The sequence below is a fragment of the Synechococcus elongatus PCC 6301 genome, assembly GCF_000010065.1.
In the GTDB taxonomy this organism is placed as follows: domain Bacteria; phylum Cyanobacteriota; class Cyanobacteriia; order Synechococcales; family Synechococcaceae; genus Synechococcus; species Synechococcus elongatus.
On the sequence record NC_006576.1, the window covers coordinates 2,565,742 to 2,591,219 of the forward strand.

The 25,478-nt window shown below is 56.1% G+C and carries 28 protein-coding genes; 12 read left to right on the forward strand and 16 right to left on the reverse strand.

Annotation, left to right across the window (positions count from 1 at the left end):
- The 3 genes from SYC_RS12685 to SYC_RS12695 all read right to left on the reverse strand — a co-directional run bounded on the left by SYC_RS12685 (window position 1) and on the right by SYC_RS12695 (window position 2,233).
- Window positions 1-246 carry an NIL domain-containing protein gene (locus SYC_RS12685; RefSeq protein WP_011244717.1) on the reverse strand — a complete coding sequence of 82 codons (246 nt, stop codon included), beginning with the start codon at window positions 244-246 and terminating at the stop codon, window positions 1-3.
- Window positions 247-269: 23 nt separating this feature from the next.
- The gene (gene cysT, locus SYC_RS12690) at window positions 270-1,106 is read right to left on the reverse strand and encodes a sulfate ABC transporter permease subunit CysT (RefSeq protein WP_011244718.1); all 837 of its coding nucleotides are present in this window, start codon (window positions 1,104-1,106) and stop codon (window positions 270-272) included.
- Between the two features lie 74 nt (window positions 1,107-1,180).
- Window positions 1,181-2,233, reverse strand: coding sequence for a sulfate ABC transporter substrate-binding protein (locus SYC_RS12695; RefSeq protein ID WP_011244719.1), 1,053 nt, complete (start codon window positions 2,231-2,233; stop codon window positions 1,181-1,183).
- A 217-nt stretch (window positions 2,234-2,450) separates the two neighbouring features.
- Here SYC_RS12695 and SYC_RS12700 point away from each other — a divergent pair, with 217 nt between their 5' ends.
- A complete protein-coding gene (locus SYC_RS12700; protein WP_011378138.1) occupies window positions 2,451-3,467 on the forward strand; it encodes a sulfate/molybdate ABC transporter ATP-binding protein in 1,017 nt (338 codons plus the stop codon).
- 251 nt (window positions 3,468-3,718) lie between these two features.
- Here SYC_RS12700 and psb28 read toward each other — a convergent pair whose 3' ends face one another.
- The gene (psb28, locus tag SYC_RS12705; protein WP_011244721.1) at window positions 3,719-4,057 is read right to left on the reverse strand and encodes a photosystem II reaction center protein Psb28; all 339 of its coding nucleotides are present in this window, start codon (window positions 4,055-4,057) and stop codon (window positions 3,719-3,721) included.
- Between the two features lie 182 nt (window positions 4,058-4,239).
- On the opposite strand from psb28, the gene psbQ reads away from it, so the two are divergent.
- The 6 genes from psbQ to SYC_RS12735 all read left to right on the forward strand — a co-directional run bounded on the left by psbQ (window position 4,240) and on the right by SYC_RS12735 (window position 8,120).
- A complete protein-coding gene (psbQ, locus tag SYC_RS12710; RefSeq protein WP_231621287.1) occupies window positions 4,240-4,698 on the forward strand; it encodes a photosystem II protein PsbQ in 459 nt (152 codons plus the stop codon).
- A 13-nt stretch (window positions 4,699-4,711) separates the two neighbouring features.
- A complete protein-coding gene (locus SYC_RS12715) occupies window positions 4,712-5,809 on the forward strand; it encodes an NAD(P)/FAD-dependent oxidoreductase (protein ID WP_011244723.1) in 1,098 nt (365 codons plus the stop codon).
- Between the two features lie 30 nt (window positions 5,810-5,839).
- The gene (locus SYC_RS12720; RefSeq protein WP_011244724.1) at window positions 5,840-6,493 is read left to right on the forward strand and encodes a hypothetical protein; all 654 of its coding nucleotides are present in this window, start codon (window positions 5,840-5,842) and stop codon (window positions 6,491-6,493) included.
- 49 nt (window positions 6,494-6,542) lie between these two features.
- Window positions 6,543-7,028, forward strand: coding sequence for a 2TM domain-containing protein (locus SYC_RS12725; RefSeq protein WP_011244725.1), 486 nt, complete (start codon window positions 6,543-6,545; stop codon window positions 7,026-7,028).
- Between the two features lie 114 nt (window positions 7,029-7,142).
- Complete coding sequence (locus SYC_RS12730; RefSeq protein WP_011244726.1) at window positions 7,143-7,454, forward strand: hypothetical protein; 312 nt, start codon at window positions 7,143-7,145, stop codon at window positions 7,452-7,454.
- Window positions 7,455-8,120, forward strand: coding sequence for a cofactor assembly of complex C subunit B (locus SYC_RS12735; protein ID WP_011244727.1), 666 nt, complete (start codon window positions 7,455-7,457; stop codon window positions 8,118-8,120).
- Here the strand turns inward: SYC_RS12735 and SYC_RS12740 are convergent.
- The 6 genes from SYC_RS12740 to murD all read right to left on the reverse strand — a co-directional run bounded on the left by SYC_RS12740 (window position 8,076) and on the right by murD (window position 15,344).
- Window positions 8,076-8,801: a M15 family metallopeptidase gene (locus tag SYC_RS12740; protein ID WP_011244728.1), complete on the reverse strand. Its 726-nt coding sequence runs from the start codon at window positions 8,799-8,801 to the stop codon at window positions 8,076-8,078. The genes SYC_RS12735 and SYC_RS12740 overlap by 45 nt on opposite strands.
- A 60-nt stretch (window positions 8,802-8,861) precedes the next feature.
- Window positions 8,862-9,470, reverse strand: a complete 609-nt coding sequence (gene kdpC, locus SYC_RS12745; RefSeq protein ID WP_173282581.1) for a K(+)-transporting ATPase subunit C — start codon at window positions 9,468-9,470, stop codon at window positions 8,862-8,864.
- A 5-nt stretch (window positions 9,471-9,475) separates the two neighbouring features.
- Window positions 9,476-9,622, reverse strand: coding sequence for a potassium-transporting ATPase subunit F (locus tag SYC_RS13670; RefSeq protein WP_011378136.1), 147 nt, complete (start codon window positions 9,620-9,622; stop codon window positions 9,476-9,478).
- Window position 9,623: 1 nt separating this feature from the next.
- Window positions 9,624-11,714, reverse strand: a complete 2,091-nt coding sequence (gene kdpB / locus SYC_RS12750; protein WP_011244730.1) for a potassium-transporting ATPase subunit KdpB — start codon at window positions 11,712-11,714, stop codon at window positions 9,624-9,626.
- Window positions 11,715-11,756: 42 nt separating this feature from the next.
- The gene (gene kdpA, locus SYC_RS12755) at window positions 11,757-13,430 is read right to left on the reverse strand and encodes a potassium-transporting ATPase subunit KdpA (RefSeq protein WP_196794074.1); all 1,674 of its coding nucleotides are present in this window, start codon (window positions 13,428-13,430) and stop codon (window positions 11,757-11,759) included.
- 522 nt (window positions 13,431-13,952) lie between these two features.
- The gene (gene murD, locus SYC_RS12760; RefSeq protein ID WP_011244732.1) at window positions 13,953-15,344 is read right to left on the reverse strand and encodes a UDP-N-acetylmuramoyl-L-alanine--D-glutamate ligase; all 1,392 of its coding nucleotides are present in this window, start codon (window positions 15,342-15,344) and stop codon (window positions 13,953-13,955) included.
- 105 nt (window positions 15,345-15,449) lie between these two features.
- Between murD and SYC_RS12765 the strand changes: the two genes are divergently transcribed.
- Window positions 15,450-16,154 (forward strand): neutral zinc metallopeptidase, encoded by a 705-nt coding sequence (locus SYC_RS12765; RefSeq protein ID WP_011244733.1) that lies wholly within the window; start codon window positions 15,450-15,452, stop codon window positions 16,152-16,154.
- Between the two features lie 50 nt (window positions 16,155-16,204).
- Here SYC_RS12765 and SYC_RS12770 read toward each other — a convergent pair whose 3' ends face one another.
- Together SYC_RS12770 and SYC_RS12775 are read right to left on the reverse strand one after the other, a co-directional pair.
- Entirely contained in the window at window positions 16,205-17,320 is a 1,116-nt protein-coding gene (locus SYC_RS12770; RefSeq protein WP_011244734.1) for a Gfo/Idh/MocA family protein, read from the reverse strand.
- 4 nt (window positions 17,321-17,324) lie between these two features.
- Complete coding sequence (locus tag SYC_RS12775) at window positions 17,325-17,519, reverse strand: hypothetical protein (RefSeq protein WP_011378134.1); 195 nt, start codon at window positions 17,517-17,519, stop codon at window positions 17,325-17,327.
- Between the two features lie 122 nt (window positions 17,520-17,641).
- Here SYC_RS12775 and SYC_RS13405 point away from each other — a divergent pair, with 122 nt between their 5' ends.
- Together SYC_RS13405 and cysS are read left to right on the forward strand one after the other, a co-directional pair.
- Window positions 17,642-17,908 (forward strand): hypothetical protein, encoded by a 267-nt coding sequence (locus SYC_RS13405; protein ID WP_155813933.1) that lies wholly within the window; start codon window positions 17,642-17,644, stop codon window positions 17,906-17,908.
- Window positions 17,909-18,061: 153 nt separating this feature from the next.
- A complete protein-coding gene (gene cysS / locus SYC_RS12785) occupies window positions 18,062-19,498 on the forward strand; it encodes a cysteine--tRNA ligase (protein WP_011244736.1) in 1,437 nt (478 codons plus the stop codon).
- A gap of 88 nt (window positions 19,499-19,586) precedes the next feature.
- Here the strand turns inward: cysS and SYC_RS12790 are convergent, their stop codons facing one another.
- The 3 genes from SYC_RS12790 to SYC_RS12800 form a co-directional block, all read right to left on the reverse strand.
- Window positions 19,587-20,150, reverse strand: a complete 564-nt coding sequence (locus SYC_RS12790) for a COP23 domain-containing protein (protein ID WP_011244737.1) — start codon at window positions 20,148-20,150, stop codon at window positions 19,587-19,589.
- Window positions 20,151-20,344: 194 nt separating this feature from the next.
- A complete protein-coding gene (locus SYC_RS12795; RefSeq protein WP_011378132.1) occupies window positions 20,345-21,178 on the reverse strand; it encodes an ion transporter in 834 nt (277 codons plus the stop codon).
- Between the two features lie 99 nt (window positions 21,179-21,277).
- Entirely contained in the window at window positions 21,278-21,925 is a 648-nt protein-coding gene (locus SYC_RS12800) for an NAD(P)H-dependent oxidoreductase (protein WP_011244739.1), read from the reverse strand.
- A gap of 137 nt (window positions 21,926-22,062) precedes the next feature.
- Between SYC_RS12800 and SYC_RS12805 the strand changes: the two genes are divergently transcribed.
- Complete coding sequence (locus SYC_RS12805) at window positions 22,063-22,521, forward strand: DUF2214 family protein (protein WP_011378131.1); 459 nt, start codon at window positions 22,063-22,065, stop codon at window positions 22,519-22,521.
- A 113-nt stretch (window positions 22,522-22,634) separates the two neighbouring features.
- Here SYC_RS12805 and SYC_RS12810 read toward each other — a convergent pair whose 3' ends face one another.
- Window positions 22,635-22,856, reverse strand: coding sequence for a hypothetical protein (locus SYC_RS12810; RefSeq protein ID WP_011378130.1), 222 nt, complete (start codon window positions 22,854-22,856; stop codon window positions 22,635-22,637).
- A 371-nt stretch (window positions 22,857-23,227) separates the two neighbouring features.
- On the opposite strand from SYC_RS12810, the gene katG reads away from it, so the two are divergent.
- Window positions 23,228-25,390: a catalase/peroxidase HPI gene (gene katG / locus SYC_RS12815; protein ID WP_011244741.1), complete on the forward strand. Its 2,163-nt coding sequence runs from the start codon at window positions 23,228-23,230 to the stop codon at window positions 25,388-25,390.
- Window positions 25,391-25,478 lie beyond the last annotated feature (88 nt).

The window sequence follows — 25,478 nt, forward strand, 5'->3', positions numbered from 1 at the left end:
TTAAAACTCGTCTTCGGTGTCGGACCAGAGCTCAATATCGCGATCGCGTAAGACCGCCAGAGCCGCAGTAATGTCTTCAGGAGTCCCGGTGAGCATGACGTCAAACCAGCCGTCTTCCTCACGATTGGGACCGAGATGCGCCGCGAGGATATTGAACTGCAGTTGACAGCTCGCCAGCACATCTCCCATCAACGGCTGATCGCGATATTTCTTTGGCACTTGAAGTCGAATTCGGAGCGTTGCCATCGCGAGATCCTCCGCAATGTGGGTTAGCCGTTGTAACGGCTGCTCCAGTTCTGGAGCGCGCTGATCACGAACAGAATCACCAGTGAAAACAGCAGCAAGACGGAGCCAATCACGGTGGCGCCCGCGTAGTCGTACTGTTCCAGTCGTTCGAAAATCAGAACCGGCGCAATCAAGTCATCGAAGGGCAAGTTACCCGAGATGATCACCACCGAACCAAACTCGCCAACGGCTCGCGAGAAACCCTGGGCAACGCCGGCCAGCACCCCGGGGAGAATCGGCGGTAAGATGACGCGCCAAAAGGTTTCACTGGGGCTAGCCCCCAGGGAAGCGGCCGCTTCTTCTGCTTCCACCTCCAGTTCCAACAGCAGTGGCTCGACCGTCCGCATCACAAAGGGCAGAGAGATGAACACCATCGCCAGCAACACCCCCCAGCGGGTGAAGGCAATTTGAACGCCAAAGGGTGCAATGAACTGCCCAATCCAGCCCTTGTCGCTATAGACCGTGGCTAGGGTCAGACCTGCCACTGCTGTCGGCAGGGCAAAGGGGAGATCGATGAAGCTATCAAATAGCTTTTTGCCCGGGAAGTCGTAACGGGTCAGGACCCAGGCAATAATTACGCCAAACACACCGTTGAGCGCTGCTGCCGCCAAGGAGAGACCAAAGGTCACCTCGTAGGCCGCTACGGCAACCGGCTGTGTGGCCAACTCCCAAATCCTTCCCAGCGGCAAGGAAGCCGACTTGAGGAACAAGGCGATGATCGGGATGAACAGGATTAGGGTGAGATACACCCACGTGAATCGCCAAGACCAACTCAAGCGAGTCAGCCAAGTGAAGGAGAGGGAAGGGAGGCGCAGAGACATGGAGCGACGCTAACGAACAAAAGAGTAATCGTACGGTGAGGCGTTGTGGTTTGAAGGACTCGGGCTGCGATCGCCTAGCGGCCGGCGACCGCCTGCTGGACCTTGTCAGACCAGCCGCCGCCACCAAAGAACTCCGGTTGGACCTTCGCCCAGCCACCTAAATCTGCGACGGTAAACCAAGTTTGAATCTTCAGAAATGGGGCCAGCAGCTGAGGATCAACTCCCTCGGGCAGAGCTGGACGGAAACCGACTTTGGCAAACTCTGCTTGGGCTTCGGGAGTGAACAAGAACTGCACAAAGGCCTCGCTCACTTTGCGAGTACCGTGCTTATCCGTGTAGGTATCGACGACCGCTACTGGCCCCTGAATATTGATATTGACTGGCGGAATCGCGTAATCGACTTTCTCGCCTTTCTGTTGAGCCAGAATGAGTTCGTTTTCATAGTTGAGCAAAACATCAGCTTGCCCCTTGGTGAAAACGTCAGTCGATTCCCGTGCATCTTTGGCCAAGATTGGCACGTTCTTGTAGATATCAGTCGTGAACTGAAGGGCTTGCTCTTCTGTGCCACCGGTCTGAGTGACAGAGCCCCAAGCCCCGAGGAAATTCCAGCGAGCCCCGCCAGAGGTTTTAGGATTTGCCGTCACAATCCGAACGCCGGGCTTGGTCAGATCAGTCCAATCTTTGATGCCCTTGGGATTGCCTTCTTGGGTCACCAAAGCCACAACTGAATTGGTGATGATGCCGTTATTGGGAACCCGTTGTTGCCAGCCAGGCTGAATTAGGCCAGCTTTCTCGATTTGGTTGATGTCGGATTCTAAGGCAAGCGCGACAACATCAGCTTCGAGGCCATCAATAACCGCGCGGGTTTGCGAGCCTGAACCGCCATAGCTTTGGTTAAACCGCACCTCTTGGCCGGTCTTTTCTGTCCACTGAGCGGCAAATTTGGGAATGATCTGCTCGTAGGCCGCTTGGGTGACTGCGTAGGAAACCAGCGTGACTTCAACGGGTTGACCGCTACCACCGGAAGAAGATTGATTGTTACCGCCGCAAGCTGCGATCGTGATCACAGTGGCTGTGGCCAAAGCAGCAGATTGGAGAAAGGAGCGGCGAGTCCAGGCAGTCTTCATGGGTCCTTGGAGAAATGGGGCTGGCAATCAGCTGAGACAGGGAGCAAGGGTTACAGCGGAGGAAGCAATCTACGGTATTTTTTCGGGGATACCGTAGATTTTTCACTGTGCGCAGTGTATCATGCCAGACATAAGGTGCAACTAAATTCTCCTAAATTTCCTTGTAGAAACCGGAGATTGTTGCCAGTCCGCATTGTGCGTGCCGAAGGATAAAGCTGTGGGTATCCAAGTCAGTCAGGTCAGTAAGCAGTTTGGGAGTTTCCAAGCCGTCAAGGATGTAGATCTGACGGTGGAAACCGGCAGCTTGGTTGCTCTGTTGGGGCCGTCGGGCTCGGGGAAATCCACGCTACTGCGCCTGATTGCGGGGCTAGAACAACCTGATAGCGGGCGAATTTTTTTGACTGGGCGCGATGCAACCAATGAATCGGTGCGCGATCGCCAAATCGGTTTTGTTTTCCAGCACTACGCACTGTTCAAGCATCTAACGGTGCGTAAAAACATTGCCTTTGGTTTGGAACTGCGCAAGCACACGAAGGAAAAAGTCCGGGCTCGCGTAGAAGAGTTGCTGGAACTCGTGCAGCTGACAGGGTTGGGCGATCGCTATCCATCTCAGTTGTCGGGCGGGCAGCGGCAGCGGGTTGCCTTGGCGCGGGCCTTAGCGGTTCAACCCCAAGTCTTGCTCTTGGATGAGCCCTTTGGTGCCTTGGATGCCAAGGTGCGTAAGGACCTTCGTAGCTGGCTGCGCAAGCTGCACGACGAAGTGCACGTGACGACAGTGTTTGTTACCCACGACCAAGAAGAAGCAATGGAAGTGGCTGACCAAATTGTTGTTATGAACCACGGCAAAGTAGAACAAATTGGGTCGCCTGCGGAAATCTACGACAACCCCGCTACCCCGTTTGTGATGAGCTTTATCGGGCCAGTCAATGTCCTACCCAACAGTTCCCACATTTTCCAAGCAGGCGGTCTAGATACGCCTCACCCAGAAGTCTTTCTGCGTCCCCACGACATCGAAATTGCGATCGATCCGATTCCCGAAACCGTGCCGGCTCGCATCGATCGCATTGTCCATTTGGGTTGGGAAGTGCAGGCTGAAGTCCGTCTTGAGGATGGCCAAGTTTTGGTTGCCCATTTACCCCGCGATCGCTATCGGGATTTGCAACTGGAGCCAGAACAACAGGTGTTTGTACGCCCCAAACAAGCGCGATCGTTCCCGCTCAACTACTCGATTTAGTCTGCTCAAACAGTTCATCGGAGTGCATGATCAGGCTGCGATCGCAGTGATTCCAGCAAGTCGACATTGACCTTGGCAGTGAACACCTCACAGCGTGTTGAGGTGTTTGGGTCGAATGGTTGAACTCAAGGCGGAACGATCGCTAGTTGCTCTCCCTCACTCAAACTAAAGGCTGGTGTCGAATCCTGACGATCCAACCCACCAGCCTTCCGTTGTTGCGAGCCGATTGGCTCCCGCACTATTTCAGGGTTCTAAGCTTCTGTGAAACCTAAACCGTTCGCTTCGGCATAGCGCTGCATAAACCGCATAAAGCGATCCCATTCTTCGGGGCTGCGCATCAGGTAAACCGCTTCTAGACCCGCTGGTTGACCGTTAATGAATTTGGCCTTGACTTCCCGTGTGGCTAGCTCACCTTCATCGTCGAGCAGATACATGCCAGTGATGTCTTGGCGAACCTCGCCCACCAAAGCTTGGGGCTCATCGAAGTAGAAGGTTGCGGTGCCGTTTTGGCCATCGCGCGATCGTGTCAAACGGACATCAGGAACGACGGGTTCGTCAATTCCACGCGTGAACTGGATCGCAGCGGACATAGTAGTAGCGGGGTTTCAGAACGGTTCTCTCATCATACAAGGCCGATCCCCAGCCACCCTGTCGGGGTCCAGTGGCGGCGATCGCTTCACCCTAGGCTGTGCAAATCCCCAGCTTCCTCGCTGGCTTGCCTAGACTAGAGGCAGTGCGACTTTGCTCGCTGCTCTGCTTTCTGCGTGAACCCATGACCCTGTGGTCTCGTTGTCGTCGAGCCGTTGCGCTCGTTTTGGTTACCTTGCTCTCTACTGCGCTCGTTGCCTGCGGCGGCCCCACGGCAGCGACTGTGCCGACCTACAGCGACAGCCAAATTCTGCAAATCGAAAAATCCCAAGCCAATCTGCAAGCGGTGCGCGATCGCTTTCCAGAGTTGGATCAACTGATTGCTGCTGAAAACTGGACTTTCGTCCGCAACTTCATCCGGGGCCCGCTGGGCGATGTGCGTCGAGAAACCGCGACACTCAGCCGTACTTTTCTTGATCCTGCCTTGAAAGCAGAAACTGCTGAGACGGCCCAAGCGCTGTTTAATCACCTAATCGCTTTGGATGATGCAGCCAAAGACGGGGATGTCCGTCGGGCTCGCGAGCAGTTCCAAGAAGCGATCGTGGATTTCGACGCTTTCTTGCAAGCAATCCCAACCCTCTAGGCGATCGCAGCGGATGACTCCCGAGCGGTTGATCATCATCGGTGCTGGTGCGATCGGGGCTTGCTTAGCCTACGAGCTCAGTGCCGATCCGCGCTATCAGATCACCGTCATCGATCAGGCGGCTGGCCCAGCAACCGGTGCAACCGGTGCTGCTCTGGGGGTCCTGATCGGCGTCCTTTGTCAGCGCACCAAGGGCCGTTTTTGGCAGTTGCGTCAGCGCACCCTAGCTCGCTATCAAAGCTTGATTCCTGAACTAGAAGCGGCGATCGGTCAGCCCATTCCAGGCCATTCCGGTCTACTAAAGCTGGTCATGGATCCGGCGGAACGACCCGGCTGGGAGCAGCTGCAAGCGATCCGTCGCCAGCAGGGTTACGACTTGGAACTGTGGGATCCCTCTGAACTGCACGATCGCATCCCCGGTGTGGTGGCCGATCCATTCGCCCTCGCCGTCTGGTCGCCCTACGATCGCCAGATTGATCCCACTGCGCTGACACAGGCGTTGGTGACTACGGCGCAGCAACGGGGGGTCGAGTTTTGCTTCAACCAGCCGGTGCAAAACCTGCAGCGATCGGGCGATCGTGAAATTGTCGTCAATGATCGCGCTTGTGATTGGCTGATCCTCAGTGCGGGCTTGGGCTCAACAGCGATTGCACAGCAACTCGGGCTGGAATTACCGATGCAACCCGTTATGGGACAAGCGTTGCGGATGCGCTGGCCAAATGATCGTTGGCCTCAACAGGTGATCACTGCCGAAGATATTCACCTTGTGCCCCTGGGCGATCGCGAGTTTTGGCTCGGGGCGACGGTGGAAATTCCACCAGATCAAATTGCGATCGCGCCGCAACCGGAATACCTAGAAATGCTGCGATCGCGGGCTGAACAATTCTGGCCCGATCTCAAGCAAGCGGAAGTGCTGCAGGCGTGGCAAGGCTATCGCCCACGCCCACTGGGGCGACCAGCGCCGGTGATTGAGCGCCTGACGGACTGGCCCAATGTGATTGTGGCGACGGCTCACTATCGCAATGGGCTGTTGCTAGCGCCGGTGACGGCTGCAATCGTCCAGGAACTGTTGGCGACTGCAGTGCCCCCGTCCAGCCCTGCCATGATCTAACCTGACAGCTATCCCCCCTTAAGCACCCCGATGGCCGCTGCCCTCGATCCTCAGCAATTGATTCAGCTGCCTGTGATGGGTGCGCTGCTCCGGCGAGCTGTCAGTGATGGTATTCGCTGGGCCGATCGCCTAATGGCTGAAGCCGCGGATCCCAGTGATCGCCAGCAACTCTGCGATCGAGTTATTACCAATAGCGCCTTGCGAACAGCCGGTTGGAGCACGATCGCTGGCTTGGGTGGCCCACTGACCTTACTGGCTGGCTTGTCGTTTGATGCAGGCCAAACCCTCTACGGCCAAGTGAGGTTGGCGGCGGCGCTATTCCGTATCCATGGCGTCGAGCTGGACGATCGCCGGCATTTACCGCTGTTGATGGCTGCTGCCGCTGGCATTGGGGTCGCAGAACTTGCGGCGCTGATTGGAAGTCAGTTGATGCGTAACGCCATTCACCAAGTTCTGGGCCAGTTGTCGAAAGCGGCGATGGAACAAACCTTGACGACGCTGGGCAGTCGTCTACTGGCACGGGCGGCTGCCTCCTCTGTATCTAGCTTGATTCCGGTGGCTGGGGCGATCGCCAGTGGCGGTGTCAGCGCAGCCTTGATGGTGGCCAGCGGCCGCAATATCCGCAATTTCCTCAGTGATTACGCCAGCCTGCAGATGGTCACCGTTGAAGTAATCGAAAGCTGACATCAGAGCCCAAAGCGAGTGGCAGACTAGGGGCAGAGAGGATAGAACTATGGCCGATCGCTACAACCTCGAAGATGTGCAGGAAATTCTGCAGCGAGCGATCGCGCGATCGACAGCGCAAGATGAGTTCAGCGCTCAGCAGCTCCAGGAAATGGCAGCCGAATTGGGCATTTCCCCTGATGAACTCCGGGCTGCCGAGACAGATTGGCGCAGTTTGCAACTGCAGAATCAAGAGCAGACGGACTTTGATCAGCTGCGCTGGCAGCGCTGGAATGATCAGGCTATCCGGTTTTTGATTGTCAATGCTGGCCTGATTCTGCTCAACTGGGTCACCACCCAAGGGCTGGGTTGGAGTCTCTACATTTTGGTGCCTTGGACTATTGGCCTCCTCCTGAGCTTCTGGCAAACCTGGAAGCCAGCGCCCGAGGTCTACGAGAAGGAGTTCCAGTCCTGGCGACGGCAACGGCAATTACGCAAATCCCTAGGGCGGTGGATCGATCGCTGGCTCCTACCAACGCGATCGCTGAATCGATAACCTTAGCCGATGGCGATCATCACCATTTCCAACGACTCCCTACGCTGGAATCGATAGACCAGATTCTATAATTCACCTAGAGACCGTAGAGACATATTCCTGCCAGAGGTTGCTATGTCCGAAGAGACAACGCCCCGCACTACTCGACGCAGCCGCACGGCAGCAAATCCCGAAGAAGCCCTGACACTTGCAGCCCAGCCCGTGGATCTGGAGCCTAAATCCAGCCTGCAACTGCCCCAAAATCGGCCGATTTCGCCCTCGTCAATCGAAGTGGCTAAAACGGTTGCGATCGCGGGTCGCCGTCCGATCGCCCGTTGGGAAGCCCCCGACAATCGCAATCTGCGCCAAGCTCCGAAGCTGTTCAATCGCCCGATCGCTTCCAATGAGCCGGAAGATGCAGCGAGCCTGATGGGTTACCTCGACTAAATGGCCTCGGATTCAGCGGTTTGGCTGCGGCGTCTCCCCCTGATTGCTGGTGCGATCGGGGGGACGTTGTTGATGGTCAACCGGGCGCTTACCCCCGAGCTACTGCCCACTCAATCGCGATCAGATGCCCTCGGGATCTTGCTCAGCGCCCTGTTGATTTTGAGTGGATTGCTCTGGCAACGCGTTCAGCCCGTGCCACCTGAGATGGTCGTGCTGGAGGGAGAAGAGGGTTTTGAACTCGATGACCAGTTGCCAGAAGCGAGCCGTCAGGAATTAGCTTGGGCGTCCAAGCTGCTATTGACCAATACGATCACTGGCTCCCTGCTGATTTGGTACGACGGTCAGGTGCTGCTGCGGCGCGGGATTTTAGCCCCGCCGGTGCCGGTTCAGCCCGGTCCGATTGTCGAGCGCGTGCTGAAAACCGGTAAGGCCGTCTACTTGGTTGATCTCAAGCTCTATCCAGGCCGAATTGAGTTCAATTACTTGCCCGCAAATAGTCAGGGCTTGATCTGTCAGCCGTTGGGCAATCGCGGTGTGTTGCTGCTTGCTGCCCGCGCTCCCCGCAGCTACACCCAGCAGGACGAGCGTTGGATTGCGGGCATTGCCGACAAACTGGATCAATCACTGAGCCGGAGTGCCGCTGCGATCGCCGTAGAACAGCCGTAGACTTTCCAGATCGCCAACAAATCGCCAGTGCCAAGGTTCGTAGCTGACCTGCTGCAAATTATTGCGGGGAAAAGATAGCTCAAAGCTAAAACGTTTGGCATTGGCCTGAAGCCAGCGAAAGGCAGCCGTTTGCTCGAACGTGGTTTCGAGATGGGTGGCGGGCTGATCGGCAGCGCCGATATCGATCGCATAGCCGGTGTGGTGCTCGCTATAGCCGGGCGGCGCACTGACGCTCGCGCGCTCGGTCACACTTTGATTGCGCTCGGCTTTCACATCAAAAAAAAGAGCTTCCTGATCTTTCTTGGAGCGAAAGCCTGAGAGCGGCACCAGTCGAACGCCCTCACGGGCCGCCGCCGCTTGTAACTCGTCAAAGGCTTTTGCAGCCGGCGATCGCAGACGGATGGCGGCATTGCTAGCCAAGGGCGTCAGGCTTTCAGGTGCTGCATCGGCGTAGGGGCGATGTCCCAACAAGGAGTTGGGAGTAGCAGCCGTCGACTCGGCTGGTGTTTCGACCCCTTCTGGGGTCGGAGAGGACCGCTGAACGATCGCCCAAGCGCCGATCGCGATCGCGGCAACCGCCCCTCCCACCACCCAAGGCAGGAGCCGATTCGTCCGTGCTTTGGCAGTTGGCACCTCGCTGCGGATGGCAACGGGCACGTCGTCATCGTACTGAAAACCCATAGCAGACAGGATATCGGACAATCTGCTGAGCGGCTCTGTTTAGCTGAAGTTGTCGGTTACCTAGAGCTTCGGGCAAATTTGGCTGGTTGACGGTTGCGGTAAGTCGAGGGCCCGGTTAAGTTGCAAGACGTTAATTCCTGTACCGCCGATCAGGCCGAAAACCCGGCGATCGCGGTAGCACTCGACGAGTTCGGCAATCACTTCGGGCGATCGCTGGCGAGCGGCGGCCACACGAGCAACCTGGGCTTGAGCCGCCGCCGAGGAGATATGGGGATCGAGCCCCGAGGCGGAGCTGTAGAGTAAATCGCTGGGAATTGACGACAATCCTGCTGCCTGCAACCGTCGAGCTTCTGCAGCAATGCGATCGCGCAGCTGTGGATTGGTGGGTCCGAGGTGTTGGTTGCCGGAGATGCCAGTCTGTCGATCGGCAGGATCGGTGGCGTAGGCGATCGCACTGGGGCGTCCCCAGAAATAGCGATCGCTCTGGAAGGGCTGACCGATCAGTTGCGAGCCGACCACCGTTCCTTGGGCATCGGTCAGCAAACTGCCATTGGCTTGGAATGGGAAGACGAGTTGGCCAATCACGAACAGAACCAAGGGATAGATCACCGCAGTCAGTAGCCAGAAAACTAGGGTGATTCGCAGGGCTGGACGGAAGTTGCGCAGCAGCATGACTAGAACTTCTCGGGATAGAACATCACGTAGAACAGGTAGGCCGAGAGGGCACAGATGCCGGTCAGCAGGGCGACCTTGGGGCCAGCTGAGCTAGAACTTACGACAGCCAGCCAGAGGGTGAGGGGCTGATCCAGATGGAGGGTCATGCTAAAGAATCCCCGAACGAACAATCACGGAATCGATCGCTTTAATCGCCAGAAATGGTGCAATCAAGCCGCCCAGTCCGTAGATCAAGAGATTGCGTTGTAACAGCTCGTTGGCAGTGAGGGGCCGGAATTTAACACCTTTGAGCGCCAGCGGAATCAAGGCTGGAATGATCAAGGCGTTGTAGAGCATCGCAGCCAGCAGCGCCGATCGTGGGGTGGCTAGACCCATCACATTCAAGGGGGCTAACCCGGCGTTGATGAACAGGGCCGGCAAAATCGCAAAGTACTTGGCGACATCGTTGGCGATCGAAAAGGTTGTTAAGGCACCGCGGGTAATCAACAATTGCTTGCCGATCGTCACCACATCGATCAACTTGGTTGGGTCTGAGTCCAGATCGACCATGTTGGCGGCTTCCTTAGCGGCTTGGGTGCCGGAATTCATGGCGAGACCAACATTGGCTTGGGCCAAAGCGGGGGCGTCATTGGTGCCATCCCCGGTCATGGCCACCAGTTTGCCCTGGCTTTGCTCGGCTTGAATCACGGCGATTTTGTCTTCCGGTGTGGCTTCGGCAATGAAGTCATCGACCCCGGCTTCGGCCGCAATCACCGAGGCGGTCAGATGGTTATCGCCGGTCAGCATGACGGTACGAATGCCCATGCGCCGCAGCTGATCGAAGCGCTCACGAATGCCAGTCTTGATGATGTCTTTGAGGTAGATGACGCCGTAGATTTCTGAGTCGATACAGACGGCGAGCGGAGTGCCGCCCAAGCGCGAGATCTGTTCAAAGGCGGCGTCTAAATCGGCGGGAATGCTGCCGCCTCGCGATCGCGCAAAGCCTTTAATCGCATCGACCGCCCCTTTGCGAAACTCCTGCCCATCCGAAGTGTCGGTGCCACTCATCCGAGTCCGTGCTGAAAAATCGATGCCGGTGGTCGATGGCCAGTCAAAGTCCAATTGCCCCAGCTGACTTTCTGCCAAGCGGACAATCGATTTGCCCTCCGGCGTGTTGTCAAAATAGCTGGCAATCCAAGCCGCTCTAGCGACATCTGCAGGCGATCGCCCAGCAAGAGAAATGAAGGAATCCGCTAAACGGTTGCCAAGGGTAATCGTGCCGGTCTTGTCGAGAACGAGGGTATTGATATCACCGCAGGCTTCAACGGCGCGACCGGAAGTTGCAATCACATTAAATTGCGCCACCCGATCCATGCCAGCGATGCCGATCGCACTCAAGAGACCGCCGATCGTGGTCGGAATCAACGCGACGAGTAGAGCAATCAGCGTGGCGACGGGGGTCGGACTGCCGAGGTAGGTGGCGATCGGTGACAGCGTCGCGATCGCAATCAGAAAGATTTGCGTCAAAACCGCCAACAGCACCGTCAGGGCAATTTCGTTCGGGGTTTTGCTGCGTTTGGCCCCTTCGACCAGCTGGATCATGCGATCGATGAAGCCTTTGCCCGGTTCGGAGGTGATTTGAATCGTCAATTGATCCGAGATCACCCGCGTCCCCCCAGTGACGGAACTGGCTACATCTGAGCCTGCTTCCTTGAGGACAGGAGCCGATTCGCCGGTAATCGCCGATTCATCGACGGAGGCGACCCCCGCAATCACTTCGCCATCGGCAGGGATCATCTCTCCTGCTGCCACGACAACGCGATCGCCCTTGCGAAGCTCCGGGGAGTTGACCGATTCGACCGTACCGCCGGCCGTCAGTCGCCGCGCTAGGGTCTGGGTCTGTGTAGCTCGCAGGGCATCGGCCTGCGCTTTGCCGCGCCCTTCTGCGATCGCTTCAGCGGCGTTGGCAAACCAAACCGTCAGAAACAGGGTTAGGCAAATCAGAGCATTGAACGAACGTGCTCCCGGCTCGTTGCTGCTGCCAAATAAGCCTGGATCGAGGACGAGCAGAAACGTAAGGACCGTGCCGAGCCAGACGACGAACATCACCGGATTGCGAACGACCTGGCGAGGATCGAGTTTGCGAAAGGCTTCAAAAAAGGCGCGCCGATACAGTCCTTGGCGTTGGGGTTGAGCGAGGTGTCGGCGCTGCGATCGCGGTCCACCCGGCGCACGATGATGACGGGAAAGCACGGACATGGGTTAGCCCATCCAGCAATGAGGACAGTGGATTCGGTCCAATTAGCGATAGACCTGCAGAGCTTCGGCGATCGGCCCCAGCGCCAGCACGGGGAAAAAGGTCAAAGCCCCCAGAATGACGACCACAATCGCGGTGACGCCAGTAAACAGGGGCGTATCGCTGCGCAGGCTGCCGGCCGTCGGGGGGAGTTGGGGCTTTTGACCAAAGCCAGCCGCCAAGGCCAAGAGTGCTGCGATCGGAATAAAGCGACCTCCGAGCAGACTCACACTGGTACTGAGGTTCCACCAGAGTGTGTCGTCGGCGATCCCTTCTAGCCCAGAACCGTTGTTGGCACTGGCGGAGGCGTATTCGTAGATGGCTTGGCTGACCCCGTGGGGACCGGCTTGGCTCAGCCCCTGAACAATATCGGGTTGGGAGAGGGCGATCGCGCCTGGAATTAGGACGAAGAGCGGATGGATCAGCAGGATCAGGCTGGCGAGAACGACTTGAGGCTTCTCGATTTTGCGGCCCTGGAATTCCGGCGTGCGACCGACCATCAGCCCCGTCACGAAAATGCTGAGCAGCACAAAGATGATGAGGTAGGCGGCGCCCAGTCCCTGCCCGCCAAAGATGACCTGCAGAAATAGGGCAAAAAGCAGGGCGAGGTCACTCAAAGGCATCAGCGAATCGAGATCGGCGTTGACTGCGCCGGTCATGGTGCTGGTGGTGATCACAGACCAGAAGGACGATTGCAGCCAGCCAAACCGCACTTCCTTCCCTTCCAAGTTGGGGCCTTGCAGCCAAGTTTGTAGCAGAGGATTACCGGCGGCTTCACTGCTGGCAGTGAGGCTGACGAGGGCCAGCAACAGTGCGGTTGCCAAGGCCAACAGCAGCCAGGCCTGTCGTCGATTGCCTAGGAAGCGACCATAGGTGTCGAGTAGCGCTGCGGGAATGGCCAGCATGGCGATCGCTTCGAGCCAGTTGCTGAGGGCGCTGGGGTTTTCGTAGGGATGGGCCGAATTGGCTGCCAGAAATCCGCCGCCGTTTTCCCCCAAGAGTTTGATTGCCTCAAGGTGGGCGATCGGGCCCCGAGCGATTGCCTGAGTCGAGCCATCCAAGGTCTGAGCGATCGCCACCCCATCGAGGGTTTCAGGCACCCCCAGCGCCAGCAAGATCACGGCAAAGCTGAAGGAGAGTGGGATCAGCACTCGCGTCAGGCTGAGGGTCCAGTCGCGATAAAAGTTCCCCAGCCCCTGACCGGCGAGGCCGCGGACAAAAGCGATACCTACTGCCAGCCCCGTAGCTGCTGAGGTAAACATCAAAAAGCCGATCACCCCGATCTGGCTGGCATTGCTGAGGCTGAGCTCACCGCTGTAGTGCTGCTGGTCGGTGTTGGTGACGAAGGAAATGATCGTGTGCAGGGCCAAATCCCAGCGCAGAGGCGATCGCTGACTGGGGTTGAGTGGTAGCCAAGCCTGGAGTGAGAGTAACCCCCAACTGAGAACTGCGGTAACGGCATTAACCCAGAGGAGCGATCGCAGATACTGACCGGTGGGCATCGACTGACTGGAGTCAACGGTGATCCAGCGAAAGAGACGTTGCTCCCAGGGAGTGCAGAGGCGATCGAGCAGACTAGATTGATCACTAAAAACGCGCCACAGATAATTCCCCAACAGGGGCGTCATCAGAATCACCGGCAAGAGGGTGAGTCCAACTTCTAACAAACGCAGCATCAGCCTCAACCGATGGAAATTGTGGAGATTGAAGGTTGGCCCTAGCGAGTGCTAGAACCAGTAAGATTCACAGTGTTGACAACAATGTGTATTTCAAAAATATCCGCTGATTTTTTTATGTTTTGTCTATTGCATTGAGTAGACAAATTAGGACTTTTTAGTTTGGGCTAACAAGCCCCCAGCCCATGATCAATGACAGCAAGTCCTAGCCGTCTCAATTGCGACTCAACTGGGGTTAGTTACCGTAATGACTGTCTTAGCTGAGACGGCCACAAACCAGGAATCAAGGGCTTCAGCCCTTTGTCCTCAAGGATTGTAGTCCTAATCTCTTTACAGACTGCCTTGCCTAGAGGACAAGCTTGCTAAAGCGATCGCGGCTTAGCGGGTACTCCAGGGAAAGACCCTAAGACCAACACAATAGACCTCCTCAACAGCCGTCATAAGGTGTTATTCCCAGTGATGAACAGTTGTGCAGGGAGTTGTGGACGGAGCTAGCCGATCGCCTGTTTCGGTCAGGTTCGGGGCTTAGCCTTTGGCGATCGCTTGCGCACAGCGCCGGAAGTGATCGCCTCGTGCTTCAAAATTCGGGTACTGATCAAAGCTGGCGCAGGCCGGTGACAGCAAGACGTGCGATGCATCTAGGGACTGAGCCAGTTCTACCGCTCGGGGCACCGCGCGATCGAGAGTTTCTGCATTTTCCACTGGACTGCTGTAGCCGACTTCTGCGAGTCGCCGCGCAAACAGTGGTGCCGCCGAACCAATCAGTAGCACGGCTCTGGCCTTAGCTTGAATTAAGTCCAGCCACGCTTGATCGTCGCCCTGCTTCGCTTCGCCACCCGCAATCAAAATTGTTGGGCCTGGCACAGCCTGCAGCCCCACCCAAGCCGCATCGTAGTTCGTGGCTTTACTGTCGTTGATCAGCTCAATTCCCTGCCAAGTCGCCACGCGTTCCAGGCGATGCGCAATCCCCGGAAAGTTGGCCATAGCTTCAGCGATCGCCTCAGCCTCAATCCCCGCTAGTCGAGCGGCGGCGACTGCCATCAGCAAGTTTTGTTGGTTATGATTGCCGACCATGCTGAAGCGTTCGACAGGGAAGAGGCGATCACCGCGATCGATCACCCAGCCTTCTTCGATCCAAAAACCACGATCGCGACTCGTCGGTAGTGCCTCTGCACCTTGGGTGCTGGTCCAAAATGCTAGCGGCCAGCGGCTGGTGGCATTGGCTTGATTTCGCAAATAGGGATCATCGCCATTCAACACCTGTTGCTGAGCGCGATCGAGCAAACTGGCCTTGATCGTGAAGTAGTTTTCGAGGGTGTAGTGACGGTTGAGGTGATCGGGCGTAAAGGTTGTCCACAGGCCGATCGTTGCCGCCAGAGTCGCCGCCGCCTCAATTTGATAACTGCTGGCTTCTGCAATCACCCAGTCCAGCGGCTTGGCCTCGCCCTGTTGCTGTTGGCGGGCAACTTCACAAGCAGCGAAGCCAATATTGCCGCAGGCGGGAGCTTGTAAGCCTGCCCGCTCAAAAATCGCCGCAATGAGAGCCGTGGTTGTTGTCTTGCCGTTGGTGCCGGTCACTGCCACCCAGGGAATGTCGGAGAGCGTCCGCCAAGCCAGCTCCAGTTCGCCGAGGGTTTCAATTTGCAGTTCCTCAGCCGCTTGCCGTAGACCGGGCAGATCCCAGGGGACTCCGGGGCTGACAACGATGCAGTTGGGGCGTTGTTCGGGCGTTTGCCAGCCCCAAGCGACCGGGTCAAGGCTTTCACCTAGGCGGAATTGCACGCCCTGACTCACGAGCTCAGGGGGAGCAGCTACGGCGTTGCGATCGCTCAGTTCTACTTGCCAGCCCTGCTGCCGCAGCAGCAATGCCGCCGCACAACCCGACTTCCCGAGACCGATCACATGGGCATGCTGCATGGCCAATGGCACTCAAACGATTTCTGATCGTACCGCCACTGTTGCGATCGCTCGCCTAGGCTAGTAGAAGCAGCTCATCTGCTGCGATCGCATGCGAGAACGGTCATGTTGGGGAGAAAGCTGATTGCCCTTGGCGGCCTGATCTGGGTCCTAGGATCAGCCCTGCCGGCGATCGCGGAATGGACGCCAGCTGCCAAGAGCACGGTAGAAAGCAAGCTTGTTCTGCTCTGGCGATCGGTCTTCCGCAAGCTCGATCGCGAGTTCAAAGTTCCTGCTTTTGTGGACGCCAGCGGCAACTGGGTTACCCAAAAAGAAGCACGCCGCTATTCCCCCTGCGGGGATGTTTTTTTGGCGCATTACTGCGTGCGGGATGGCAACATCTACTTCAATGAAAGCGAGCTGAGTGGCATCGCCCTAGAGCTGGGTGACAGTGCGGCCTTTTTGGCCTTGATTCACGAGTATGGCCACGCCATTCAACACCGGTTGGGCTTGCTCAGAGCCGATCGCCCGCTCAAAGAAATTGAGCTGGAAGCCGACTGCTTTGCGGGCGTGCAGATGGCCTACCTCAACGACCTCGATCTATTGGAGCCCAATGATCTCGATGAAGTTGTGAGCGCCTACGGACTCTACGGCGACTACGACATCACCTCCAGCAGCCACCACGGTACGCCTGAGGAACGAATCCAGTGGTTTTTCAAGGGCTTTCAAAAAGGCATGGCCGCTTGTCTTCTGCCAGCCAAACAACCGCAGAAGCCCCCCGAAAAAACCGCCAGCCACAGCAATTGCAGTTCTCGGGTCACGGTTTTGTAGGATGATCGCCTGTCACTCGGCAGCAGCAACGGGTTCTTAACAGTCGCGACCTAGAGAAAGCGATTCAGTTCAGGAACGGTTTGCCATTCACCGCTGCGCTGTGACTGCCAGCAGAGATCAATCAGCAACTGCGAGTACAGGCCTTCCTTGAGACTCGGCGCCGTCATCTGACCGTGGCGCAGATCGGCAAGCCAGTGATCGACGACCCGCAGGAAGGGGGCCAAACGACCATCGGCAAACTCCTGACGGAATGCCAAGCGCTGAGGAACGGTTAGCTCCTGAAGGGCTTGGCCTGCTGATGCGAACCAGACCTGAAAGCCGTGGACGTAGTCCTTTTGATTGCTGCTGCCGAGAATCAGCGTGCCGCGATCGCCATAGACCTCCAGCCAGTGCCCGCGCCCTTGACGAAAGACAGAGCTAAGGCTGATCTGACAGGGCACACCCTCCGCCAATTCCAGTTGAATCAGATCGGTGTCATCGGAGTCGACGGGCTTCAGTTCACCTGTGGTCGCATCAGGACGTTCTTGAATGGCGGTAAACAAGCGAGCTTGCAGTCGCCGGGCCGGGCCAAACAGCCAAGCCAAATAGTCAAAACTATGACTACCCAAGGCACCCAGTGCGCCACCCCCCTGCGATCGCAGGGCGTACCAATTCCAAGGGCGACTGGCATCGGCACGACTCGACATCAACCAATCGAGTTTGACTAGCCATGGCTGCCCGATCACGCCTTCAGCCAGCAACTCAGCGACGTACTGCCAAGCTGGGACGAAGCGATATTCAAAGTCGAGGGTGACAGTTAAGCCCTGACTACTCGCTAGCTTCCACAGCGCCCGCGCTTCCTCAACATTGAGGGTTGTCGGTTTTTCCAGCAGCACCGATTTGCCCGCCGAGAGAGCCGCCCAAGCCATGGGGTAGTGCAGAAAGGGCGGACTGGCGATCGTAACGGCTTCGATCGCGGGATCAGCAAGAAGCTGATCGAGATCGCTGTAGGCATTGGGAATGCCGAATTGCACCGCGATCGCCGCAGCGCGATCGGGCTGACGATGGTAGACCGCTTGCACCGTCGTCTCGGAATGGTGCTGTAGGGCGGGAATATGAACTTTTGAGCCAAACCCCGTCCCCAGCACCGCAACTCGCAGCGGCTGACTGGCATCAAAGTGGCGCATAGGGCTAGTCGATCGCAATGGGGGTGGGGCGGTTCAGTTGGGCATTGGATGCGCCTGCCGACTGGCGTTCCGCCAGCCACGATCGCCAGGGTTCTTGCTGAGGCGACTGCTGTAGAACAGCGCTGAGGAGTCCCGCGCCAAAGGCGATCGGATCTTTCTGAACCCGTTGCCACAGTGGCGTCAACTCATCGAGGGGCATGCGTTTTGATCCAGCAGCGTTCTTGGCGTATGGTATCGCGGCGTTGCCAAAGTCTTCACCGTAAGAGATGGGGTCAAGGGAGCGCTAGGCTGGGGAAGTTTGCTTCACATGTCTGTGCGATCGTGACTCTCTCCCGTGAACATGCCTGGCAGTTGCTCCAAGACCTCTTGTTTTATGGGGAGTCGGCAGAGACTTGGGTGCAGGATGTTTGGACCCAGAACGAAGGTTTAGGGGAAAGTGCGGCAGCCTTGATTGAAATTACCCAGCGGCTTTGGGAGCAAGTACCGGAATCTCAGCTGCGATCGCTGCTGCGAGAGTTGGCCGCCAGCCATCCCGATCGCATTGCAGAACTCGAGAGTGCCAGTGATTGGCAAGCGATCGCGGACTGAACTTCAGGAATCTCAGTGGCGCGCTAGGAATCCTTGATCCTGTGAGCTGAATGCTTCGATCAGCGCGATCGCGCCTGAGTCGCAGCAGCCTTGAAGACGGAGAGCGTCCATCGGTGACGCAGAATAAAGGGTGATTCGGCCCCCTTCCCGCCCATGACCCTCAGCCTTTACAACACGCTCACCCGCCAGAAGCAACGCTTCGAACCGCTGCAAGCCGGCAGTGTGAGTCTCTATTGCTGTGGCGTCACGGTTTACGACTACTGCCATTTAGGCCATGCCCGTTCTTACATTGTCTGGGATACGCTCCGGCGCTATCTGCTCTGGCTGGGCTATCGGGTTCGCTATGTCCAAAATTTCACGGACATTGACGACAAGATCCTGCGGCGATCGCGACAAGAAGGCACGACTATGCAAGCGATCGCCGATCGCTACACGCAGGCTTATTTTGAGGACATGGCGCGGCTCAACATTCTGGAAGCCGACGACTATCCCCGCGCCACCCACACGCTCGATGGCATTCAACGGCTGATTGCGGAATTGGAAGACAAAGGCTTTGCCTACGCCGCTGATGGCGATGTCTACTTTTCGGTACGCCGCTTTCAGGACTACGGCAAGCTCTCGGGTCGCAAGCTGGAGGATCTCAAAGCAGGGGCCAGCGGACGGGTAGAGTCCGCGGAAGAATCGCTGAAACACGATCCCTTTGACTTTGCCCTCTGGAAAGCGGCCAAACCCGAGGAACCAGCGTGGGATTCACCTTGGGGGCCGGGTCGTCCGGGCTGGCATATTGAATGCTCGGCCATGGTGCGCGATCGCCTTGGGGACAGCATTGATATCCACGTCGGCGGTGCTGATCTCGTGTTTCCGCACCATGAAAACGAGATAGCCCAATCGGAAGCCGTCACCGGCCACCCCCTCGCCCGCTACTGGCTTCACAACGGCATGGTCAATGTTGGCGGCGAAAAAATGTCCAAGTCGCTGGGCAACTTCACCACGATCCGCCAGCTGCTGGATGAAGGCGGTATTTCACCGATGGTGTTACGGCTGTTCGTACTGCAGGCAAACTATCGCAAGCCGATCGATTTCACCGACGAAGCTTTGCAAGCCTGCCAAAACGGCTGGGAGACGCTGCAAGAAGGTCTGCATTTTGGCGAGCACTGGGGCGATCGCCTCGGTTGGACAGAATCCGTCACGGTTGATCCGGACCTGAGCGATCGCTTCCGCATGGCGATGGATGATGACCTCAATACGCCTGCTGCCCTCGCTGTCCTGTTCGAGCTGGCCAAGGAATTGCGCCGCCAGCAAAACCTCCTGATCCACGAAGGTCACTTGGACGGGGATGCCCAGCAACTCCATCAGCATTGGGTGACCTTAGTACAGCTCGCCGGTGTGCTGGGCCTAGAAGCTGAGCCCGAGCTGGCTGAAACCAACGAACTCGATGAAGCCGCGATCGAAGACTGGATTGCCAAGCGTCATGCAGCTCGTCAAGCCAAAGATTTTGCGGAAGCGGATCGGATTCGCCACTATCTCGCGGATTTGGGTATCACCTTGATCGATCAGGCCGGTGGCATCACTCGTTGGTCGCGAACTTAGCTCGCTGGGAATTCCCATTCAGTAAACATCCCCAGATCAAAAGTCTGGGGATGCCAAGGTTCAGTCGATTAGATCAACTAATGCCGACCTATTCCTGAATGGGCGGCATCAGCGCTTCTGGTAGATCAGGCCCCCCCACGCCGGTCAACGCATTGCGGAATTGAATGGTTGACGTGTTGGGCACATTTTCTGGCGTCAGGGTAAACAGAACACTCCGAACATTGATTGGCCCAGCGGCAACAACGCCAGCACTGTTGACTAAGCCCGGTCGAGCCATTTCTGCAATCGCTTGCATCCCTGCGTAGTCCTGAACTCGCATTGCCAGACCGAGGTTCGTGAGGCGGGCACTCACGCTCAAACATCGAGAAGAGGCTTGATAGGAACCACCGGGATAGGCAGAGTCAAGATTTTGGCTCCAGGCAATCACAGGTGTGGAGTTCTCACCGGGTTGGTAAGCCGGAATGGAGACGTTGTAGGCCTGAACGTCGCCGGAGAGTAAATCAGGTCGTGGCTCTAAAACAGTGACATAGTTGGCACCGTTGACTTGTTTGCAAGTAAAGCCATAGCGGTTACTTTCGGCTTGTGCTGTTGGGGCGATCGCCGTCAGGGCGACTGCTGTAACCGCGAGCGACAAAGCGGTGGCTTTGATCATGGAAGTTCTCCGGTCGAGGAAGGAAAGCAAACTTAGATGAAACAGGTCACCTAAGAACGAACTGACCCTACAATCCGTTGTTCATGTCTCTGCAACTGGAAAATATCAGGCTGTCTTTATTTAGTCGCCAGAGATATTAAGAAGTAAATCGAGTCACGATATAGAGCATCGTCAGCTAATAGCTAACTCCTGAACTATGCTTCAGGCTGAGGAGGTGTTGAGGCTGATAGGTCCTGACCACACTGGTGGCAAAAACGAGCATCAGGACAAGCGATCGCCGTGCCACATTGACTACAACTTGGTTGCTTTTGTGTCTCTAGTTGCGCCAGATCGTAGGCAACAAAGCCGCTGGGAACTGCAATGATTCCGTAGCCCAGCAACATAATGCCGGAGGCAAGCAGCCGACCCAAGGGTGTTTGAGGCGTCAGGTCGCCGTAGCCAACTGTCGTCATTGTGACAATCGTCCAATAGAGCGTTTTGGGGATGCTGTCGAAGCCATTATCACTACCCTCAATCGAAAAGATTAGGCTGGCAATAATTAATTGCAGAATAAAAACACCGCAGAGAAAAACAGTGATCCGTCGTACACTGCTGCGGAGCGATCGCCAAAGTTGATTGGCCTCTTCTGCAAACCGGAAAAGTTTCAGGACTCGAAAGATTCTTAAAAGCTGCAGCGATCGCAGAATCAAGAGTGAGTTAAAGCCGGGCAGCAGAGCTGAAAAATAGGTTGGCAAGATCGTGATTAAATCAACCAAGCCAAAGAAGCTGAGGGCGTAGCGCCGCACCTTCGTTGCAGCTAGTAATCGTAAGCAATAGTCAAGACTAAAAATGATCGTAAAGCCCCACTCCAGCCCATTGAAGACCTCGCCGTACGCTTGCCGCCAGCTTTGAACGCTACCTAAAACCACCGTCAGGACACTGGCGATCGTGCAGAGGTAAATCAACAGGTTGAAAGCTCGACCTTGAGGCGATCGCGTTTCGATAACCATCTGGTAGAGCTGCGATCGCCAGTTATCCAACACGACCATCCTTAAGGGGGGAGCGCTTTTAAGAATAGAAGGCGATCGCATTTCCACCTTGTTATGCCCTGGCGCTGAACCACTAGCGTTCGGGTTTAGTCGCTAGCGCTAGCGGGTTTCCAGCAGCTCTGTCGCGGGATAGCGCACCTTAGCCAAATCCGCGTAGCCATCGCTGGCCGACCGATAGCCCGCTACAGCAGCTACGACCGTCTGATAGCCACTGTCTTTGACCTGCAGGATTTCGTCGTAGGCCGTTGGGATGATTCCCTCCAGCGGGCAAGTATCAACGCCCAGCAAGGCAGCAGCCGTCAGGAAATTCCCGAGCGCAATGTAAGCCTGATTCGCGGCCCAGTACTGAATCACGGCTTGGCGCGGGCCTTGAACCAGATCGCCGATCATCATTTGCCGATAGCCAGCCAGCTTCTCAGCCGCGACCGATCGCGTCGTTGCCGTCAGTTCAATCAGGCGATCGACTTCGGCTTCCGTCAGTGAAGTACGCGCCAGAAAAACAATTAGGTGCGATGCATCGGTGACTTGACCCTGATTAAAGGACTGCTCCCGCAGTTGCGATCGCAGCTCAGGAGACTCCACTTGGATAATTTTCCAAGGTTGCAGCCCATAAGAAGAGGGTGTCAGTATAAGCGCTTGCTGAAGAACTTCCCAAGTTTCAGCAGGAATTTTGCGATCGGGATCAAAAGCTTTGACGGCGTAGCGCCAATTCAAGGCATCGAGCAACGTGTTAGCAACAGTCGACATGAGCGAGCACAGCAAAATAGAACCGTTCTCACCCTACCGGAGCCAGAATCAACAATCTCGCAACCTGCGATACTGCCTTTCCGCCACTTTCCTCTAGGGTGAGTAAAGAAAGTTTACGGATTTTAGGGGGTGTGAGCATGGTGACGAGTGCGATCGTGGCCTATCTGCATTACTTGGGCTTCATGCTCAGCTTTGGGGCACTCGTGCTGGAGCGGCGCCTGCTGAAGGCAGAACCCAGCATCAACGAGGCCAAGCTGATGATTGGCACCGATATTGTCTACGGGTTGGCAGCGCTGACGATTTTGGTGACTGGCGTCCTGCGCGTTCTCTACTTTGGGCAGGGTGTCAGCTTCTACATGCACAACCCCGTCTTCCTCACTAAAGTCAGCCTCTACCTTGCGATCGGCGGCCTGTCGCTCTATCCCACGATCAGCTTTATTCGCTGGGCTTTTCCCCTGCGTGATGGCAAGGCACCCGTGATCAGCGAAGCTGCTGCTAAACGCTTGGGCTGGGTGCTGAATATTGAAATCGCTGCTTTCGTGATTCTGCCGCTGCTGGCGGCTTTGATGGCCCGCGGAATCGGTCTGCAAGCTTAAGCCCCTTGTTTCCTGTCTGGGAACTATCTCACTTGGAGATAAGACTGCTAGACAACGCTGAATAACGCAAAAGCTGACTGAAGCGCCTCTTGATCGCTCAAGGGGCGCTTTTGCTAATTCTGGGGATTGCTGTACTGGTTTGTATATTGATCGATCGCCCGCTGACGCTGCTCGGTGACCCGATTCATCTCCATGTTGACGGTGTCAATCGTATCGAGGCCTTGTTGGGTGGTTTCAGCCGGCATCATCGCCATCTTGTAGTAGACACTGCCCAGCCAAACAGCGATCGCTGCGATCGCGCCCCAAAAGATGAGATTGATCAGGGTTTTAGACATGGCAGCTACAAAGTTCTTGCTTGGATTATGCCTTGCGATCGCTTGCTCAGTAGTCTGACCTGCTCTCGATGCAGCAGTGTGACACCAGCAAGCTGATAAGTAGATCTACTTAGTTTTTAGGGTGAGTTTTGTAATCTTATCCTGCGCTTCATTAAATAAAGCGTGATCAAGGAATTGAATCTTGCAAAATTCCCCTATGACCCTAGTGGGGTTTGTGATGCAGTGATTTGCATCGGGAATGACATGGAGGGAATCAATACACCACTTGCTAACCGAGTCTTAAACAATCGATTACGTTCCAATTTTGCTGCGCTTAGTCATTAGATCACAGTAATCCAGCTTTATCCAAACACCAACAGGAGACTGAAACCATGACAGCAACTCAGGGTAAATGTCCGGTCATGCACGGCGGAGCAACAACCGTTAATATTTCGACTGCTGAGTGGTGGCCAAAGGCACTCAACCTGGATATTTTGAGCCAGCACGATCGCAAGACCAACCCAATGGGGCCAGACTTCAACTATCAGGAAGAAGTCAAGAAACTGGATGTCGCTGCGCTCAAGCAAGATTTACAGGCGCTGATGACCGATAGCCAAGACTGGTGGCCGGCAGACTGGGGTCACTACGGCGGTCTGATGATTCGCCTCACTTGGCACGCGGCGGGCACCTACCGAATTGCCGATGGTCGCGGTGGTGCAGGCACGGGGAACCAGCGCTTTGCTCCCCTCAATTCTTGGCCAGACAACACAAATTTAGACAAAGCGCGTCGCTTGCTTTGGCCGATCAAGCAAAAGTACGGCAACAAGTTGAGTTGGGCAGATTTAATTGCCTATGCCGGCACGATCGCCTACGAATCGATGGGGCTTAAAACCTTTGGTTTTGCCTTTGGACGAGAAGATATTTGGCATCCTGAGAAAGATATCTACTGGGGGCCTGAGAAGGAATGGGTTCCCCCAAGCACCAATCCCAACAGTCGCTATACGGGCGATCGCGAACTTGAAAATCCGCTAGCAGCCGTGACAATGGGGCTGATTTACGTCAACCCCGAAGGCGTGGATGGCAATCCTGATCCGCTCAAAACCGCCCATGACGTGCGCGTCACCTTTGCGCGGATGGCGATGAACGATGAGGAAACGGTGGCGCTAACTGCTGGTGGACACACCGTTGGCAAATGTCATGGCAATGGCAATGCTGCTTTGCTAGGACCCGAACCGGAAGGGGCGGATGTGGAAGATCAAGGCTTGGGCTGGATCAATAAAACCCAGAGCGGTATTGGTCGCAACGCTGTCACCAGTGGGCTGGAAGGGGCTTGGACACCCCACCCGACTCAATGGGACAACGGCTATTTCCGTATGCTCCTGAACTATGACTGGGAACTGAAGAAAAGCCCTGCAGGCGCATGGCAGTGGGAACCGATTAATCCCCGAGAAGAAGATCTACCGGTCGATGTCGAAGATCCATCGATTCGCCGCAACTTGGTGATGACCGACGCCGACATGGCCATGAAGATGGACCCAGAGTATCGGAAAATCTCGGAGCGCTTCTACCAAGATCCGGCCTACTTTGCGGATGTGTTTGCACGGGCTTGGTTCAAGTTAACCCACCGCGATATGGGGCCGAAAGCCCGTTACATTGGCCCGGATGTGCCACAGGAAGACCTGATTTGGCAGGATCCAATTCCGGCGGGCAACCGCAACTATGACGTGCAAGCGGTGAAAGATCGGATTGCTGCCAGTGGACTAAGTATCAGTGAGCTAGTCAGCACAGCTTGGGATAGCGCCCGTACTTATCGAAATTCGGATAAGCGGGGCGGGGCGAATGGGGCACGGATTCGGTTAGCACCCCAGAAAGATTGGGAAGGGAATGAACCCGATCGCTTGGCGAAAGTGCTGGCTGTGCTGGAAGGAATTGCTGCCGCTACTGGGGCGAGCGTTGCCGACGTCATTGTTCTGGCTGGCAATGTTGGGGTGGAGCAAGCAGCCAGGGCTGCCGGTGTTGAAATTGTGCTTCCCTTTGCGCCGGGTCGTGGCGATGCAACGGCTGAGCAAACGGATACGGAATCCTTTGCAGTGCTGGAGCCGATTCACGATGGCTATCGCAACTGGCTCAAGCAGGACTATGCGGCAACGCCTGAAGAATTGCTGCTTGATCGCACGCAACTGTTGGGTCTGACGGCTCCAGAGATGACGGTGTTGATTGGTGGCCTGCGTGTCTTGGGAACCAACCATGGCGGTACGAAGCACGGTGTCTTCACCGATCGCGAAGGGGTGTTAACGAATGACTTTTTCGTGAATCTGACCGACATGAATTATCTGTGGAAACCGGCTGGAAAAAACCTGTATGAAATCTGCGATCGCAAGACGAATCAGGTGAAGTGGACGGCAACGCGAGTCGATTTGGTCTTTGGATCAAATTCGATTCTGCGAGCCTACTCAGAGCTCTATGCACAAGACGACAACAAAGAGAAGTTTGTGCGAGACTTTGTCGCTGCCTGGACGAAGGTGATGAATGCCGATCGCTTTGATCTGGACTAAGTCTTAACTCTCTAAATCCATCCCCACATTGTTAATTGCTGCGGTGTGGGGATTTTTAGGAAGTTTTCTTTTCTAATAGACGAATAAA